This window comes from Nocardia sp. FBN12 (genome assembly GCF_050320175.1).
In the GTDB taxonomy this organism is placed as follows: Bacteria; Actinomycetota; Actinomycetes; order Mycobacteriales; family Mycobacteriaceae; genus Nocardia.
On record NZ_CP190048.1, the window covers coordinates 845,653 to 862,053 of the forward strand.

Annotated in this window: 14 protein-coding genes; 3 read left to right on the forward strand and 11 right to left on the reverse strand. The window is 68.0% G+C overall.

Annotated elements, in window-relative coordinates; genetic code table 11:
• Positions 1 to 5 precede the first annotated feature (5 nt).
• Positions 6 to 1,949 (reverse strand): asparagine synthase (glutamine-hydrolyzing), encoded by a 1,944-nt coding sequence (gene asnB / locus ACQHI0_RS04330; protein WP_427909073.1) that lies wholly within the window; start codon positions 1,947 to 1,949, stop codon positions 6 to 8.
• Between the two features lie 537 nt (positions 1,950 to 2,486).
• On the opposite strand from asnB, the gene ACQHI0_RS04335 reads away from it, so the two are divergent.
• The gene (locus tag ACQHI0_RS04335; RefSeq protein ID WP_427909074.1) at positions 2,487 to 3,485 is read left to right on the forward strand and encodes a cytochrome c oxidase subunit II; all 999 of its coding nucleotides are present in this window, start codon (positions 2,487 to 2,489) and stop codon (positions 3,483 to 3,485) included.
• A gap of 10 nt (positions 3,486 to 3,495) precedes the next feature.
• Positions 3,496 to 3,912 carry a cytochrome c oxidase subunit 4 gene (locus ACQHI0_RS04340; protein ID WP_101463622.1) on the forward strand — a complete coding sequence of 139 codons (417 nt, stop codon included), beginning with the start codon at positions 3,496 to 3,498 and terminating at the stop codon, positions 3,910 to 3,912.
• 128 nt (positions 3,913 to 4,040) lie between these two features.
• Here ACQHI0_RS04340 and ACQHI0_RS04345 read toward each other — a convergent pair whose 3' ends face one another.
• The 4 genes from ACQHI0_RS04345 to ACQHI0_RS04360 form a co-directional block, all read right to left on the reverse strand.
• Entirely contained in the window at positions 4,041 to 5,537 is a 1,497-nt protein-coding gene (locus tag ACQHI0_RS04345; RefSeq protein ID WP_427906634.1) for an MFS transporter, read from the reverse strand.
• A 349-nt stretch (positions 5,538 to 5,886) separates the two neighbouring features.
• The gene (locus tag ACQHI0_RS04350; RefSeq protein ID WP_427906635.1) at positions 5,887 to 7,158 is read right to left on the reverse strand and encodes an FAD-binding oxidoreductase; all 1,272 of its coding nucleotides are present in this window, start codon (positions 7,156 to 7,158) and stop codon (positions 5,887 to 5,889) included.
• A gap of 51 nt (positions 7,159 to 7,209) precedes the next feature.
• On the reverse strand, positions 7,210 to 8,763 hold the full coding sequence (locus ACQHI0_RS04355; protein WP_427906636.1) for an alkaline phosphatase D family protein: 1,554 nt from the start codon (positions 8,761 to 8,763) through the stop codon (positions 7,210 to 7,212).
• 96 nt (positions 8,764 to 8,859) lie between these two features.
• A complete protein-coding gene (locus ACQHI0_RS04360; protein ID WP_427906637.1) occupies positions 8,860 to 9,552 on the reverse strand; it encodes an O-methyltransferase in 693 nt (230 codons plus the stop codon).
• Between the two features lie 164 nt (positions 9,553 to 9,716).
• Here ACQHI0_RS04360 and ACQHI0_RS04365 point away from each other — a divergent pair, with 164 nt between their 5' ends.
• The gene (locus ACQHI0_RS04365; RefSeq protein ID WP_427906638.1) at positions 9,717 to 10,421 is read left to right on the forward strand and encodes a TetR/AcrR family transcriptional regulator; all 705 of its coding nucleotides are present in this window, start codon (positions 9,717 to 9,719) and stop codon (positions 10,419 to 10,421) included.
• 19 nt (positions 10,422 to 10,440) lie between these two features.
• Here the strand turns inward: ACQHI0_RS04365 and ACQHI0_RS04370 are convergent, their stop codons facing one another.
• From ACQHI0_RS04370 to ACQHI0_RS04395, 6 genes are all read right to left on the reverse strand, one after another.
• A complete protein-coding gene (locus tag ACQHI0_RS04370; protein ID WP_427906639.1) occupies positions 10,441 to 11,820 on the reverse strand; it encodes an ABC1 kinase family protein in 1,380 nt (459 codons plus the stop codon).
• Positions 11,821 to 12,054: 234 nt separating this feature from the next.
• The gene (locus ACQHI0_RS04375) at positions 12,055 to 12,783 is read right to left on the reverse strand and encodes a lysophospholipid acyltransferase family protein (protein ID WP_427906640.1); all 729 of its coding nucleotides are present in this window, start codon (positions 12,781 to 12,783) and stop codon (positions 12,055 to 12,057) included.
• A 117-nt stretch (positions 12,784 to 12,900) separates the two neighbouring features.
• Positions 12,901 to 13,896 (reverse strand): ROK family protein, encoded by a 996-nt coding sequence (locus ACQHI0_RS04380; RefSeq protein ID WP_427906641.1) that lies wholly within the window; start codon positions 13,894 to 13,896, stop codon positions 12,901 to 12,903.
• Positions 13,893 to 14,687 (reverse strand): hypothetical protein, encoded by a 795-nt coding sequence (locus ACQHI0_RS04385; protein ID WP_427906642.1) that lies wholly within the window; start codon positions 14,685 to 14,687, stop codon positions 13,893 to 13,895. The genes ACQHI0_RS04380 and ACQHI0_RS04385 overlap by 4 nt, the downstream gene beginning before the upstream one ends.
• Positions 14,677 to 15,957: an ArsA family ATPase gene (locus ACQHI0_RS04390; protein ID WP_427909075.1), complete on the reverse strand. Its 1,281-nt coding sequence runs from the start codon at positions 15,955 to 15,957 to the stop codon at positions 14,677 to 14,679. The genes ACQHI0_RS04385 and ACQHI0_RS04390 overlap by 11 nt, the downstream gene beginning before the upstream one ends.
• On the reverse strand, positions 15,954 to 16,391 hold the full coding sequence (locus ACQHI0_RS04395) for an SRPBCC family protein (protein WP_427906643.1): 438 nt from the start codon (positions 16,389 to 16,391) through the stop codon (positions 15,954 to 15,956). The genes ACQHI0_RS04390 and ACQHI0_RS04395 overlap by 4 nt, the downstream gene beginning before the upstream one ends.
• Between the last annotated feature and the right edge of the window lie 10 nt (positions 16,392 to 16,401).

Genomic DNA, 16,401 nt, shown 5'->3' on the forward strand with positions numbered 1-16,401 from the left:
GGGTTTTACAGCGAGACCGGGTAAGTCGGTTCCTGGATCTCCGGCTTGATGCGGTCTTCGACGAAAATGCCGTGCCAGACCATGAAGACCAGGACGGTCCAGAGGCGGCGGCTGTGGTCCGAGACGCCTGCTTTGTGGTCGCGGAGCATCTGGAGGATGGCCGGCTTGTGCAGCAGGTGGTCGGTCTGGGACTCGGCGATCTGGGTTTCGGCCCAGTCGTAGAGTTCGGTGCCGCGCAGCCAGTGGCGCAACGGGACCGGGAAGCCGAGCTTGGCGCGGTTGAGGACGTGGTCGGGGACGATGCCGTCCAGGGCCTGGCGCAGCGCGTACTTCGAGGTCTCCTTGGTGATCTTCTGGTCGAAGGGGATGCCCTCGGCGACGCGCATGACCTCGTTGTCCAGGAACGGCACGCGCAGTTCGAGGGAGTTGGCCATGGTCATCTTGTCGGCCTTGACCAGGATGTCGCCGCGCAGCCAGGTGAACAGGTCCAGGTGCTGCATGCGCGCGACCGGGTCCCAGCCCGCGGACTGGGCGTAGATCGGCGCGGTGACGTCCTGGTGGGTCCACTCGGGGCGGAAGTCGCGCAGGACCGCGCGCAGCTGGGCGTCGTTGAAGCTGCGGGCATTGCCGTAGTAGCGGTCTTCGAGGCGCAGCGAGCCGCGCTGCAGCAGCGACTTGCCGCGCTTGCCGTCGGGGATCTTGTCACCGAGCTTGCCGAGCAGCTTGCGCGCACCGGCGGGCAGGTACTCGAAAGGCTTGAGCGACAACGGTTCCCGGTAGATCGTGTAGCCGCCGAACAGCTCGTCGGCGCCCTCGCCGGAAAGCACGACCTTGACGTGCTTGCGGGCTTCCTTGGCCACGAAGTACAGCGGGACCAGCGCCGGGTCGGCGACCGGATCGTCGAGGTACCAGACGATCTCGGGGATCGCGGCGGCGAACTCGGCGGGGGAGACCACCTTGACGATGTGGCGGGCGCCGATCAGCTCGGCGCTCTCGGCGGCCACGTCGACCTCGGAGTAGCCCTCGCGCTCGAAGCCGGTGGTGAAGGTGATCAGCTTCGGGTTGTGGCGCATGGCCAGCGCGGCGATCGCGGTGGAGTCGATGCCGCCCGACAGGAACGAACCGACGGTGACATCGGCGCGCATGTGCTTGGCGACCGAGTCCTCGAGCGCCGCGGCGATCTCGGCGTAGCGGGCCTTCTCCGAACCCGCGACGAACGGGCGAACCCGGAAGTCGGGACGGAAGTAGCGGGTCACGACCGGCTCCTGGCCGACCTTCACCGTGGCGTAGTTGCCGGATTCGAGGCGACGGATGTTCTTGTGCAGCGACTCGGGCTCCGGCACGTACTGCAGCACGGTGTAGTGCTCGAGTGCGCGCGGGTCGAGCTCGTCGGACAGTTCCAGCGGGCTCAGCAGCTCCAGGAGGCTCTTCTTCTCGCTGGCGAAGGCCGTGCCGCCGGGGCCGGTCGCGATGAACAGCGGCTTGATGCCGAACGGATCGCGCGCGAGGAACAGTTCCGAGGTCTCGGTGTCCCAGATCGCGAAGGCGAACATGCCGCGCAGCTTGCGCACGGCCTCGGGGCCCCAGAAATGGAAGGCGGCCACGATGGCCTCGCCGTCACCGTCGGTGGCGAAGATCTTGGCATCGGGGAATTCGGCGCCGTGCTCGGCGGCCAGCTGCTCGCGCAGTTCGAGGTAGTTGTAGATCTCGCCGTTGAAGGTCATCGCGTAGCGCTGCGGGTTGTCCGCGGGGCCCCAGCGCAGCGGCTGGTGCGAGTGCTCGATATCGATGATGGACAGGCGGTTGAAGCCGAAGATCATGTGATCGTCGTGCCAGGTGCCCTTCTCGTCCGGGCCACGATGTCGCTGGCAGTGCAGCGCGTCGTACACCTGATCGACCACCTCGGTCGTCGCCGTATCAGCTGTCAGGAATCCGAGCAGTCCGCACACGGTGTCGGCAACCTTCTCTCGTTCGGATTGCACGCGTGGCCCAGGGAGCCTGGGAGGCAGCTGGGTTGGCCCCGCGTGCAGTGCCATTCATGGGCGATTGGTTTCATGCACTGTACCGAGATGGGTTCCATCGATGGTACTGAGGAGGCGCATGCGCTCCGCCCAGACGCCCGCTCGCGCGACGTCGACGGTTTCGGACGGAAAACCACAGGTCGTTGCTTCCGGTGCGGTCGCTGCGGAGTGTCGAAAGTGACCCCGCGACAAGACAGTGCCCGCTTTGGTCTACGCTGCGTAGTACTCAGGTCCTTCTCAGGTGTGCGTGCGTCACAGCGGCAATACTTCGAGAGGCCTGAAACTGCTTTGAAGAGGTGTCGGAACGGGCGAATCGCCGCCCGGACGACGCAATGTGTCGGAATGTGTGGCGACCAGGAAGGCGTGAGCGTGGCGCACAAGGCGAGCGAAGAGATCGGGGCACGACCCGAGAAGGGCCGGCAGGGCCGGGTCCTTCGGCGGGCCGGGCTGGCGGTGTCCCTGGGGATGACCGCGTTGCTCGTCTCGGGCTGCTCGATCGACAATGTTTGGCTCCGGTTCGGCTGGCCCTCGGGTATCACCCCGCAGGCCACCCGGATGCGTGAGCTGTGGACCTGGTCGGTGCTGGCCGCGCTCGCCATGGGCGTGCTGGTCTGGGGCCTGACCTTCTGGACGGTCATCTTCCACCGCAAGCGCAAGAACTCCCCGGAGTTCCCGCGCCAGACCGGTTACAACGTGTCGCTGGAACTGACCTACACGGCGATCCCGTTCGTGATCATCGCGGTGCTGTTCTACTTCACCGTGGTCGTGCAGAACTACGTGCACGAGAAGACCGACAATCCGGATGTCACCGTCGACGTGACCGCCTTCCAGTGGAACTGGAAGTTCGGCTACCGCAACGTGAACAACGTCGCCGGTCTCACCTACAACGGCATCGACACGGAGAAGGAGCTGCTGAACGAAGAGCAGCTCGCCGAATACCGTGAGCTCAAGAACGACAAGGGTCACCCGCAGCCGGGTCCGCTGCACGGCAAGCCGGCCAACGACATCCTCTCGTACCTGCACTACGACAAGATCGAGACCTTCGGCTCCAGCGAAGAGATCCCGGTGCTGGTGCTGCCGACCGGTAAGCGCATCGAGTTCCAGCTCGCCGCCGCCGACGTGATCCACGCCTTCTGGGTGCCGGAGTTCATGTTCAAGCGCGACGTGATGCCGAACCCGAAGGAAAACCAGTCCGACAACGTCTTCCAGATCTCGGAGATCGAGAAGGAAGGTGCCTTCGTCGGCCGTTGCGCCGAGATGTGCGGCACCTACCACTCGATGATGAACTTCGAGGTCCGTGCGGTCTCGCCGGAGAAGTTCGCTCAGTACATCAAGGCGCGTGAGTCCGGGCTGACCAACGGTGAGGCGCTCGCGTCGATCGGCGAGTCGCCGGTGGCCACCTCCACGTACCCCTTCAACACCAAGCGCGATGCCAAGAGCGCTTCGGTGAACGAGAGCAAGTGAGGATTCTGATATGAGGATCGAAGCGCGGATCTTCGAACTGCTCACGGCGTTCTTCATCCTGGTGGGCATCGTCTACGGGTTCTTCACCGCCCAGTCGCGCACCGGTATCGAGTGGGCAGGCACCACCGCGATCGTGCTGACCGCGGGCCTGTCGCTGATCATCGGCACCTACTTCCGGTTCGTCGCGCGTCGCATCGACCTGCGTCCCGAGGACTACGAAGAGGCCGAGATCGTCGACGGTGCCGGTGACCTGGGCTTCTTCTCGCCCGGTAGCTTCTGGCCCATCCTGCTGGCGGCCGCTGGTTCGGTCACCGCACTCGGCCTGGCGTTCTTCCAGTTCTGGCTGATCGGTCTCGGCGTGGTGCTCGTGCTCGCCGCCGCCGCGGGCCTGGTCTTCGAGTACTACCTGGGTGCCGAGAAGCACTGAGACAACACGACACGGTCGCCGCGACACCCTCGAACCGAGGGAGTCGCGGCGACCGTTTTCGTTTGGGTGGCCCGAGAACGACCGAGCCGGCCGTGCGACCGCACGACCGGCTCAGTGCATCGAATGCCTCAGTGCGCGAACACGAGCCCTTCTTCCTCGGGTCCCGCCACCTTGCGCGGAGCGGACAGCTGCACGATCCGGCGGGGCAATGCCGCGGCGACAACCGCGCCGATGAGCGCGGTCACGGCGCCGATCAGGAAGGCGATCGTGAAGCCGCGGTCCAGATAGAACACCGCGCCCTGCGTCATCTCCGGCGGGATGGGTGCGATGTAGGAGTTGTTCATGATCGTGAACGCGATCACCGGCAGGACGGCCGGGAACACACTCTGCGAGACCCCGACGATGCTGGCGGTACCTGCCTGCAACTGCGGCGGCACGGCCTCGATCAGCAGATTCGGGATAGCGGCGTAGGCCATGCCCATGCCGGTGCCGAAGATGCCCGCGAAGACGATCAGCAGCGGCTTGCTGTCGTGCACGGCCGCGGTCAACGCGAATCCGAGGGCCATCAACAGCATGCCGATGGTCATCAGAACGCGGGGGCGGACGTCGCGGCGGCCGACAAGCAACCCGACGACGACACCGCCGACTACCACCATCAGCCCTACCGGGGCCTGGAAGATCGCGAAACCCTCGGCGGTGACACCGAATCCGTAGTCGAGCCCGAGCACGGCAGGTGTCATGGCCAGCATCGGCAACAGGATGGTGAACAGACCGCTGGCGCCGTAACAGAGTCCGGCGCCGATGGTGGTGAGCAGCACCGAACGCCGGCCGAGCACATCCAGGTCGATCAGCGGTTCCCGGAGCACTCGCGCACTCACCAGCCACGCCGCCAGCAACACCACGCCACCGGCGAGGTAAGCGATGGTCGAGCTGTCACGCCAGCCCCAGGTGGGCCCGAAGCTGACCGCGATGAGAATGCCCGCGATACCGCCGCCGAGCAGAACCGCTCCGAGCGGATCGATTCGTGAGGGCAGCCGCACCGCCGATTCGGCCGTGGTGAAGAAGATCAGGGCGCCGAGCACGGCGAGACCGATGACGAAGAACCAGAAGATGCTGCGGAATCCGAAGTTGTCGATCAGCCATCCGGTGAGGAACGGCGCGGGAATCGCGATCAGTCCCATGCCGCTGGTCGCGATGCTCACCGCCAGCGCGATCGTCTTCGCCGGGAACACGTCCCGGATCAGCGAATAGCTCAAGAACAGGCAGGGGATGAGCAGGCCGGTGAGCGCGCGACCGGCGATCAGGACCGCGTAGCTGCCCGCGACCGCGGACAGCAACGATCCCGCCGCCGCCACGGCCACGCAACCGAGTAGGGCTTTGCGCTTGCCGTACATGTCCGCCAGCTTGCCGATCAGCGGCGCGGTGACGGCGCCGACCAGCAGGAACGATGTCAGCAGCCAGGCGCCCTGGGTGGTCTGGTAATGCGCGGCGATCGACGGTAGGGCCGTCGAGATCATCATGTAGCTCACCGCGAGCATCTCCAGGAGGAGCACGATCGAGGCGAGCGAGAAGATCAGGCGTGGAGTCCAGCGGTCCGCGGTGGGTGTCGGAGTGGAAGCGACCATCGGAGGTCCTTTCGAGGATGGGGCCCGCATCCGACGAACGATCGGAATGCGTAACCGACATCACACTTTCTCCGGGTGATCCGTAGAGCCCGCTATCCCATCCACTGGGAGATGGATATGCCTGATAGTCAGATTGTCGATGGTGAATCCGGCATGACCAGCGGATTCGCGGTGTATCACATCCTGCGAACACGCGCAGCCGGGTGAATCGCCGAACCGCTTGTGCCCGAACGTGTGCACTGTCGGTGACCGGGATGGGTACGGCCCGCGGCCGACACCATGGCGGCAGCGGGAAACGCACGACGGGTGATCATCGCCCGTCGTGCGTCCTCTGCCGAGGCGTTGTGCCTCAGACGCTGTAGCGCAGCGCCTGCTCGGAGCGGCAGATGTCGTCGATGCCGGAGACGATCTCGCGCAGCTGCTCCGAGGGCAGGGCCGAGGGGCGCAGGCGGCAGGTGAAGGTGATCAGGCCGTAGTCGGCGGGGGTGAGGCCGCGTGCGGCGGCTTCGGCGCGCAGGTACTCCGAGCGCACGCCGTAGGTCATCGCGGAGATGACGGTGAAGCAGCCCGAGCGTTCGCGGTGGGCCGAGAACAGGTCGTGCAGGCCGTAGAAGACCGAACCGTAATTGGCCAGTGGGGCGAACACGCCGACACGGTAGGCGGGGCCGCGCTCGGAGGAGTTGATCACGGTATCGGCCAGGTACTCGGCGTCGCGCATGGTGAGTACCTTCGGCGCGAACATCAGCGCGCCCGCCGCCGCGTTGCGGACCGGCATGCCCGCGCGGCCGCCCGCGGCGGAAGCGATGGCGCCCAACGACTTCCGGGTGCGCGTGCCCACCTCGCGCCGGGCCCGCAGGCCGCGGGTGGGGGCGGTGGGGTACAGGCTCGACCACTGCCCGAAGCGGACGGCGCCGAGGGTCACCTGGCCGGTGCCGACGGGGCGCGCCACCTTCAGCGGGGCGGTGTCGACCCAGCGGCCGACCTGCAGTGCCGCGCTGCCGGGGTTGGTGATCTCGTTGGTCGCGTGCTCGACGAACGAGTCGAAGTCGAGGAACCGGTCGGCGTCGGTGGTGAGCATGGTGTGGTCTTTGTCGACCTCCACCACGTCGAGGGTGAGGGCGGTGATGATGCCCGCGCGACCGCCCGCGCCGAGGATGCGGTGGAAACGCTCGGTGTGGTGGCCGCGCCCGCAGGTGCCGATCCGGCCGTCGGGATCGACGTACTCGAGGTCGACGATCTGGTCGATGAACATGCCGTAGCGGTGCGAGGCGGTGCTCACCCCGCCGACGGAGGCGAAGCCGCCCGCGGTGATGTCGCGATGATCGCCGACCACCGGCAGGCCGAGACCGTGCGCGCCGAGGCGGCGGTCGATCTCGGACAGCTTCGCGCCCGCCTGCACGCGCACGGTGCGCCTGCCCAGGTTGATGTCGAGCACCGAGTTCATCTTGCGCAGCGACAGCGCGCCGCGCTGATCGGTCAGGCCATAGGACTCTTCGGTCTGTTCGCCGCCGCGCACCGTCAACCGTTCCGACCGCCCGCGCGAATCACGCACAGTGCGAACGACATCCGCCGTATCGGTGGGGAGATATTCTTCGGAGATGACGGTCTGCGGCGTGCCCATGACCGCATAGCTAACCACAGGTGCGCGGTTCTTGCGCAGGGTACTTCGCACCTATTTCCGCGTAGGCGCGAGTTGCTTGGTGAACAGGACTTTTCCGGTCGCGTCGCACAAGTTGACGGTCATTTCTCCGGTGCGGCCGTCGATCTTCACCTCGCCGAAGTGCTGGTACTCCGGGTCCATCGGGGAGGTGTTGGGGGTGGGCGGCGCGTGGACGTAGACCGCGTCGGGCCCGAAGGTGGGATCGAGCGGGTTCGGGCCGAACGCGCCTGCGTTGAGCGGGCCCGAGACGAACTCCCAGAACTCGTCGAAATCGGTGAAGGCGGCGCGGGCCGGGGAGTAGTGGTGCGCCGCCGTGTAGTGGACGTCGGCGGTGAGCCACACGACGTCGCTGACCTTGTTCGCCTTGATCGACGAGAGCACCTGGGCGATCTCGGTTTCGCGGCCCGAGGGTGCGCCGGGGGCGGCGTTGGCGGGGCCTTCGAAGGCGGTCTTGCCGTCGGGGACGACCACGCCGAGGGGAAGGTCGGCGGCGACGATCTTCCAGGTGGCCTTGGAGTCCTTCAGGCTGTCGGTGAGCCACTTGACCTGGGCGGCGCCGAGCGTCTGGCCCGTGGGCGCGGTATTGGCGGTGTTGGCGTCCTTGTAGGCGCGCATGTCCAGGACGAAGACATCCAGGAGTGGGCCGTAGGAGATCTTGCGGTAGAGGCGACCGTCGACGGCTTCCTTGGGCTCCAACGGCATCCACTCGTGGAAGGCCTGCCAGGAACGCGTCGCGAGGGTGTCCATGCTGCGCTCGGTGTAGCCCTTGTCGGCGGCGACCGTACCGCCGGGGGACCAGTTGTTGGTGGTCTCGTGGTCGTCCCACTGGACGATCTGGGCGACGGCGGCGTTGAACCGGCGGTAGTTGTCGTCGGTCAGGTTGTAGGCGTAGTTGCCGCGGAACTGGTCGAGGGTTTCCGCGGGGGCGTTCTTGGCTTCGGCGGTGACGTTGCGCCAGATCCGGCCGTCGGGCAGCGTCACCGATTCTTTGAGCGCGTTGTCGGCGTAGATGCAGTCGCCGGAATGCAGGAACAGGTGCGGGTCGCGAGCGGCCATGGCGGAGAACACCTTCATGCCGCCGAGGTCGGGGTTGATGCCGAATCCCTGGCCCGCGACGTCACCGGACCACAGCAGCGAGATATCCGCTGGCGCGGTCGGCGCCGTGCGAAAGACGCCGGACAGAGATTCCGAGCTCGCACCGTCTTCTCCCTCGAGACGCACCCGGTAGTGCACGAGCTGTCCGGCGGGCAGACCGTTCACCCGTACCCGCCCGGTGCCGTCGGTCGCCGGGGTGAGCAGCGGCCCGGTGAACCGCTTGACGTCACTGAACGTCTCGCTCGCCGAGGTTTCCACCACCAGCGTGGCGGGCGTGTCCGACCGTGCCCAGATCAGCGCACCATCGCTGCGCGGATCACCGACGGCGATCCCGTGCGTGAGCGTCGGCCGGGCCCGCACCAGCCCCGGCCCGTCATCACCACAGGCCACCAGGGCAGGAGCAGTCACCACACCGAGTGCGGTTGCGCGCAACAGCGTGCGCCGAGACATCGCGAAATCCGAGACAGCCATAAGCCTTACGGTGCGGCACCGGTCGTAACGCGCGGTCGTTAGCAAGGCAACGGAACATGAACGATGCCGTACGGCAGGCCGAACACGGTTGGCGCGTCAGAGCTTGACCGCCATCTCCAAACCTCCTTCGAACGGCAGCGTTTGGGTGGTGAACCCATTGACTGGATCATCGATGAAGTCGAACAGGTCGCGGTAGCTCGGTGGGCGGTTCTCGGTGTTGTCGACGATGACGACGGCGCCGCGGCGAAGGTGGGGTGCGATCAATTCGATCGCGGGACGGGCCATGACCGGCCAGATATCGATCAGGGCGAAATCGATGGGTTGATCGATGTGCTGAAGGGTTTCGCGGAGGTCGCCCTCGCGGAGATCGACGTATCGGTCGAGGTCGGCGGAGGCGAGGTGCTCGCGCGCACCGGCGGCCTTGGCGGGTTCGTGTTCGGTGCCGATGACCACGCCGGGTCGTCCGTCTTCGGTGGCGACCAGGTGGATCGCCTGGGCGAGATAGAGGGTGGAGACGCCGTACGAAGTGCCCACTTCTACCGCGCATTTCGCGCGGAGGGCGAGGCAGAGGCGGTGGCAGAACAGTGCCTTGTCGTGGTCGAGAGCGACGAATTTGTCGGCGAGGAAGCGGGTGGCGTCGTTGTCGATCGTGCCTGGATCGAGCGCTTCGCCACGTTCGGCGCGGGCGGTGAAATGGTCACCGATATCGACGATCTGGTCGGTGCTTCGCTGCTGCAGCTCGGCGATCAGCCGATCGAGGTGCGGGTTTCGCAGTTCGCTGTGTGTCACGGGGACAACCTTTCTTGCTGGAGATCTTTGCGCGGCACGGCGGCGGCGGTATTCCGGCGCGCGGCAGTTCCGCTGTCGTTCGGGGCGACCGGCCCCAGTCTGCGACGGCATCGCATTAATGTCAATGAGGTGTGAACATCAAGCGCCTGGGTTATCGTGCAGGAGTGCCGGACCAGCTATCACCAGGGCGTCAGCGCCGAAGTCCGGTCGCCCGCGGCGGGCGGCCGACGCTCAACGCCGACCTGATCGCCGCGGCCATGCTCGAGTTGGCCGGGCGCGACGGGTTCCGTGCGGTGACGATGCAGGTCCTCGCCGAACATCTCGGGGTGACCGTGCGTGCGCTGTATCGCCATGTCCGGGACCGGCAGGATGCCGTCGACCGGGCGGTCGAACTCTGGCTGGCGAAATGGCCTGAGCCCGAACTCGATCCGGGCGATTGGCGGGCGAGCTTTGCCGAGTACTGCCGCCTGCGACGCGAAACGAACCGTGCGCATCCGCGTGCGCTGCTCTTCTCGCTCGATGAGCAAGTCGGCGATGTGCGCCTGCACCCGAGGCGCCTCACCGCGCCCGACGCCTTCCTCGGCTTCCTGACCGGCCTCGGCCTGAGCATGCCCGACGCGCTGTTCGTGCACCGCGACCTGACCCTGCGGCTGTACGCCTTCGCCCTACTCGTCGACTACCGCCATGACCTCGGTCAGCCGGGTGTCGACGACTCTCCGATGCCGAGGCGCTGGCTCGATCGCTTTCCCGACCTCGACGTGCCGCACCTGCGCGAAGCCATGGACGTTCCCCGCACCGACCCCGATGAAATGTTCGACCGCATGGTGGACGACATCGCCCACACCATCACCCGGCTCCGCGAGCGCTGAGCTGGGTGATGGGCTCCGCCTACAGCCCCGCCGCCGCGGCGGTTTCGGGGTACCAGCGGGTGCATTCGGCGCGCAGGGGGACGGCAGTGTGGAGTTGGCACAGGACTGCCAGACCGCCGAGGAAGGAGCGCAGGATGGGGGTGTGGCCGGGGGGCATCGTCAGTTGGCGCAGGACGTTCGAGAGGCGGAGGTCGGTGGCGAGGCGGACCTGTTCGCGGAGCCAGGCGGCCGAGAGCGGGTAACTGGGGGCCAGCAGGGCCTCGCGGACCGGTTGAAGGCGGGCGGCGACGGTGGCGATGTCGAGGTCGCGGTCGGGGGCTACGAAGCCGTGGCGGCGCATGGCCGCCTCGAGGTCGGTGGGGGAGTCGGCGATGACCGCGGCGCCCACGTCGCTCGCGACGTCGAGGAAGGCGGCGGGCCAGGGGGTGCAGGCGCCGAAGTCGACGACGCCGAGGCGGCCGTCGGGCATGCGAAGGAAGTTGCCGGGGTGCGGGTCGCCGTAGACGAGGGCGGCGCGGGCGGGGGCGGAGAACAGGAAGCGCATGATCAACACGCCGAGGCGGTCGAGTTCGTCGGCATGGCCGCGAATGATCAAGCGGGACAGGGGAACACCGTCGAGCCACTCGGTGACCAGGACGTCGCCGCGCTGGGCGATCACCCGGCTCACCAGCACGTCGGCGTCGTCGGCGAAGGCCGCGGCGAAGGCGCGCTGGTTGACGGCCTCGCGGGCGTAATCGAGTTCGTCCCGGATCTCGTCGCACAGCGCCTCGACCACCGGGCGGGTGTCGGCGCCGGGCAGCAGCGCGGTGAACAGCGGGGTCGCGCGGCGCAGGGCTTGCAGGTCGGCCAGTACCGCGCGGCGGGAACCGGGGTACATGACCTTGACCGCGACCTGGGTGCCGTCGTGCCAGCGCGCGCGATGGACCTGGCCCACCGAGGCCGCGGCGGAGGCGCGGTCGTCGAATTCGAGGAACAGTGAACGCCACTGCGGGCCGAGGTGTTCGGCGAGTTCGGCGTGGACCGCGCTGGGCAGCATGGCCGGCGCCGAATCGTGCAGGCGCGCAAGGGCTTGGCGGTAGGGTTCGGCCAGGTCGGGGGCGAGGCCGAGTTCGAGCAGGCCGAGGAGTTGGCCCAGTTTCGCGACGCAACCCTTGAGTTCGCCGAGTACCTGGAAGAGGTGCTCGGCGGTGCGCACGCGGATGTCCCGGTCCACGTCGGCGGGATCGCGGCCCGCCGCGCGTTTGCCGAAGCCCGCGATGCGCCTGCCCGCGTAGGCGACCGGGACCGCGGCCAAGCGCGCGCTGCGTACTACCCGGCCGGTGGGCGGATTGCCGTCGCGTGGGAGTCTGCGCCGGGTGAACGGCACGACGCGACCCTCGTCGGATTCGCCTCCGGCCATGTTTACCTCGCTGTCCGCCGACGTCGCCACGTCTGGTGACCCACCTGCCCGTCGGCCAGTGCCTGGCAAAGGCTACCAATCGGGCGCGCGGGTGTCCGGGCAACGACAGACGATTGCGCATTGGCGACGGAGGCTCGGCGCATGAACGGTTCGGTGTTGCCCGGCACGTGACAATCGCGCGTGGGAGCGGAGCGGTCGGCGAGTCAGCTCATCATGCGGCGCAACAGGTTCGGCTCAGCTCGCCTTGGTTTCGGGGATCCGGGTGGCGTCGATCTGGTTGTCGGTGGGCGCGACGCCCTTCTTGAGGCTGTGGGCGTACACGTCGACGTATTCCTGGCCGGTGAGGCGCATCAGTTCGTACATCACCTCGTCGGTGACGGCGCGCTCGACGAAGCGGTTACCGCTCATCCCCTCGTACCGCGAGAAATCAAGGGGCGCACCGAACTTCAGGGTGACCTTCTGGCGACGCCACTTGAACGGCCCGGGCGGCGAGACCTTGTCGGTGCCGATCACCGCGACCGGGATCACCGGGACGCCGGTCTCCAGCGCGAGGCGCGCCATGCCGGTCTTGCCCTTGTAGAGACGGCCGTCGGGGGAACGGGTGCCCTCGGGGTACAGGCCGACGAGGCGACCTTCGTCGAGGAGCTTGGTGGCGGCGGTCAGGGCGTCCTCGGCGGCCGAGGCGCCGCTGCGGTCGATCGGGTACTGGCCGGTGCCGCTGAAGAAGAACTTCTGCAGCCGACCCTTGAAGCCGGGGGTGGTGAAGTACTCCGCCTTGGCCAGGTAGTTGATCCGGCGCGGGCTCAGCAGGGGAGCGAAGAGCCAGTCGGAGAAGGAGAGGTGATTGCCCGCCATGATGGCCGGTCCGTCGGTCGGAATGTTCTCGACCCCTTCGACCTCGGGCCGGTTGTACACGTGCATGAACGGCCCCACGAGAACGAACTTGAGCAGCCAGTAGAACATGGCGTCCTTTCCCCGGGACCGTGATGGTCGTGTAGAGCCTCGTCGGACAACGACTTTACCGCTGGTCGCAGGTCACAACCAACCCAGGATGGTAGCTGGACCACATGCCTGTGACCCTTATCTCGCCACGCGACCGGCCACCGGCACATCGACCGCCGCCCTGGCCAATTCCGCGGCCCCGATCATGCCGGCGGCCTCGCCGAGCTGGGTGGTGCGCAGCCGCGCCAGCGGCCGATGCCCGGCGCCGGTGACCGCATCGGCGTAGTGCTCGCGGGCCTCGTCGAGGAACAGCGGCGCCGAACTACTCACCCCGCCGGCGATCACCACGAGGTCGGGATCGAACAGGTCGCTGACGAAGGCGAGGCCGAGGCCGAGCCAGCGGGCGAAGTCGGCCATCACCCGGACGGCCAGGGGATCGCCGTCCTGGGCCGCGCCCGCGACCCGGCGGCCGGTGAGCGAACCCGGATCGCGGAGCACGTCACGGGCGAGCACCGAACGCACGGGGTCGGTGGCGAGCATCTCGATGGCGGTGTCGGCCAGTGCCGTGCCACTGCAGTAGCGCTCCCAGCAGCCGTGTTTGCCGCAGGGGCAGGCGCGACCCTCGGGGACGACCTGCAGGTGGCCGAGTTCAGGGGCGATGCCGTGACTGCCGCGATAGAGCCGACCGTCGATGAGCAGGGCCGCGCCGATGCCGGTGCCGATCGCGACGAGCACCACCGTCTGCCCGCCCGCCGCCGCGCCGAAGCGATATTCGGCCCAGCCCGCGGCGTTCGCGTCGTGTTCGAGGATCACCGGTAGGCGCAGGCGCGCGGTGAGCCGTTGGGCGACCGGGGCGTTCTGCCATGGCAGGTGCGGGGCGAACAGGACCGTCGACTGATCCGTCGAGATGAAACCGGCGACGGCCAGCCCGACCGCCGCGATCGGATGTCGCCGGGCCAGCTCGCGCACCGAGCGGTCGATCGCGTCCTCGAGCGCCCGCGCCGAATGCGGGGTCGGCGCCTGCACGGTGTCGAGCACCTCGCCCCCGGCATCGACCACCGAGGCGCGAATGTTCGTGCCACCCACGTCGATCCCGACGGTGAGCAGGTGTTGAGGGTCGATCCGGCTGGTCATCCCCGGATCGTCACCGGAATGTCGACGTATTGCGAGCGCGGCGCGCGGGCGGTGGCCGACCGATCCTCGGTGGGGCGACGGCGCTGGGACGTGTTGTCGGCTGCTGATGGCGCGGTGGTGGCGAAAGCGCCTGTGCCCGAGTCGGCCGCGGCTGCGTCGGCCGGCTCGGCAGCGATGTGGGGGGCCTGCGGCGTGCGAGCGGTGCGGGGAGCGGAGTACTCGTCCACTCTGCGGGGCCGCCGGGCGGCGGAGGCGTTCTGGCGGGATGTGCCCCGACGCGGGCCTGCGCCGACGTCGGCTTGTGCGGCAACTGTGCGCTGCTGCGGCCGGTCGGAGGTGGTGGAGCCGGGGTCATGGCCGCCGGTGGGAGCGGCCTGTGGCGATTGACCGGACGTGGCGTCGGGCTCGGCGGGGTACCTCGAACGCCCGCTGGCGTCGGTGCCGGGACGGGTGCCCGAATCCGGGTGTCCCGCAGCGTGATCGGCCCATTCCGGGGGCATCACCGGTTCGACCGGGATGCCGGCGAGGGCTTCGCGCAGGACGGTCACCATGGAGGTGCCGTGGTCGGCGAGGGCGGCGACGACGTCGTGGTGGTCGCCGCGGACCAGCGCGGCGGCCGCGCACACGGGGCACCAGGCGCAACCACCCAGGTCGGCCTGGCCGTCGGCCGCGGTGCGGCGCAGGACCGGTTCGACGCGGGCGAGTAGGACTTCGGCGAGTAGGCGCAGCTCCTCGGTGAACTCGGCGAAGCCGTCGTGGCCGTGGCGCTCGGACTGGGAGTCAGTGCTCATCTGCGGTGGCCTTCGTGTAGTTCGGATCGGCGGGCCACACCCGCGGATCGGGCCGGAAGCGGACCACGAGGTGACCGGTGTCGAGTTCGGCGCCCGCCACCGTGCAGCGTCGCAGCACCGGCGCGAGCCGTACGCGTGTGCGTACCCCGTCGGCTCCCACGATCAGATCGTCCTCCACTCGGCCCAGCCGCAAGGTGCTGGGATCGACCACCGGTAGCCGCATCCGCATCGCGTACACGGAGTCGACACCGGAGCCGGACTCCCATCGAACCATCGGTTCGCCCGAATCCGCTCCCTGAGCGTGCGGGGCGGGCAGCGTGTCGACCGAATAGGAGAACGCCGACAGCGAATGCACCCCCACCGGTTCGGCACCGGCGTGCTGGGCGATCAGGATCGGGACGTCGGTGAGTTGTTCGTGCAGCCGCGCCACCACTTCGAGTTGCTCGGCGCGGCGGTTGAGGTACCAGTGCACGGCCGGGTGGGCGTTGTCGCCGGGCGGGGGCACCGCGGCCAGGACCTTGTTGACCACGACGGCATCCATCCGCAGGCCGAGCAGCGCGGCCGCCGAACGCACTCGACGAGCCTCGGCGACGGCGACCTGTTCGGGGCCGGTGATCAGGCGGGCGCTCGTGCGGGTGCGGTCGGCGAGCAGATCGCGAACCTGCGTCACCGCGACCACGATCCGTTCGACCGCGGCGGCGAGCACCGCCTTGCGCAGATCGAGGCCGATCGCGCTCATCGTGCGTTCGTGCTTGGGCCACAGCCGCTCGAGATAATTGAGCATCGTGTCGGGGGCGGTGACGATGCGCAGCATGTCGGCCGAGGGCGGGCAATCGACGACGATGACGTCCCAGTCGTTCTCCTCGGCGTACTGGCCGATCTCGACCAGCATCAGCAGTTCCTGCACCCCGGGCAGCCCGGTGAGCTCGGCCGGATCCAGTGCGGTCAGGTCGAAGCCGTGATCGTGGCCACCGCCCTTGGCCAGCATCGCCACCACATCGCGGAAGCGGTCCTCGAGCAGGGCGAGGGAATCGATCTCGATCACCTCGATGCCGGGTGCCACCCTGGCCACCCCGGCGACGGTGCCCGGGTCGTGCGGGAAACGAAAACCGAGCGCGTCACCGAGTGAATGGGCCTGATCCAGCGAGGCGATCAGCACACGCTGACCGGAGCGGGCATAGGTCATGCTCGTCGCGCAGGCCAGCGTCGTCTTCCCGACACCACCCTTGCCGACGAACAGTTCGACGCGGGTACCGCCCGGGGCGCTCAGCCTTCGACCCGCTTCTTCAGCTCGTTGAGCGCGGTATCGGTGATGACCTTCTCGGCTTTGCGTTTGAACATGCCGATCATCGGGATGTTCAGGTCGACGGTGAGTTCGTAGACCACCTCGGTGCCGCCGCCCGGCCGGTCGAGGAGTTCGTAGCTGCCGTCCTGTGCCTTCTGCAGGTCACCCTCGAGCAGCCGCCAGCTCACCGCTTTGCCGTCGGCGCGCCAGGTGTAGGACAGCACGTAAGTGTCCTTGACGACGCCCGCGTCGAGCACGAACCGGGCGGTGGCCGCGCGCCCTTGGGCATCACGATCGATGACTTCGACCGACTTCGCGGCGGCCACCCACTCCGGGTAGGACTCCAGATCCGCGATAACGGCCATCACCTGCTGCGACGGTGCGTCGATGAGAATCGATCTCTGAGTCCGGTCGGCCATGGCAGCCAAG

Bases quoted from the DNA above. Each gene is read 5' to 3' on its own strand.
- ACQHI0_RS04335 (WP_427909074.1), top strand. From the start codon at position 2,487: ATGACCGCGTTGCTCGTCTCGGGCTGCTCGATCGACAATGTTTGGCTC.
- ACQHI0_RS04340 (WP_101463622.1), top strand. From the start codon at position 3,496: ATGAGGATCGAAGCGCGGATCTTCGAACTGCTCACGGCGTTCTTCATC.
- ACQHI0_RS04345 (WP_427906634.1), bottom strand. From the start codon at position 5,537: ATGGTCGCTTCCACTCCGACACCCACCGCGGACCGCTGGACTCCACGC.
- ACQHI0_RS04350 (WP_427906635.1), bottom strand. From the start codon at position 7,158: ATGGGCACGCCGCAGACCGTCATCTCCGAAGAATATCTCCCCACCGAT.
- ACQHI0_RS04355 (WP_427906636.1), bottom strand. From the start codon at position 8,763: ATGGCTGTCTCGGATTTCGCGATGTCTCGGCGCACGCTGTTGCGCGCA.
- ACQHI0_RS04370 (WP_427906639.1), bottom strand. From the start codon at position 11,820: ATGGCCGGAGGCGAATCCGACGAGGGTCGCGTCGTGCCGTTCACCCGG.
- ACQHI0_RS04375 (WP_427906640.1), bottom strand. From the start codon at position 12,783: ATGTTCTACTGGCTGCTCAAGTTCGTTCTCGTGGGGCCGTTCATGCAC.
- ACQHI0_RS04380 (WP_427906641.1), bottom strand. From the start codon at position 13,896: ATGACCAGCCGGATCGACCCTCAACACCTGCTCACCGTCGGGATCGAC.
- ACQHI0_RS04385 (WP_427906642.1), bottom strand. From the start codon at position 14,687: ATGAGCACTGACTCCCAGTCCGAGCGCCACGGCCACGACGGCTTCGCC.
- ACQHI0_RS04395 (WP_427906643.1), bottom strand. From the start codon at position 16,391: ATGGCCGACCGGACTCAGAGATCGATTCTCATCGACGCACCGTCGCAG.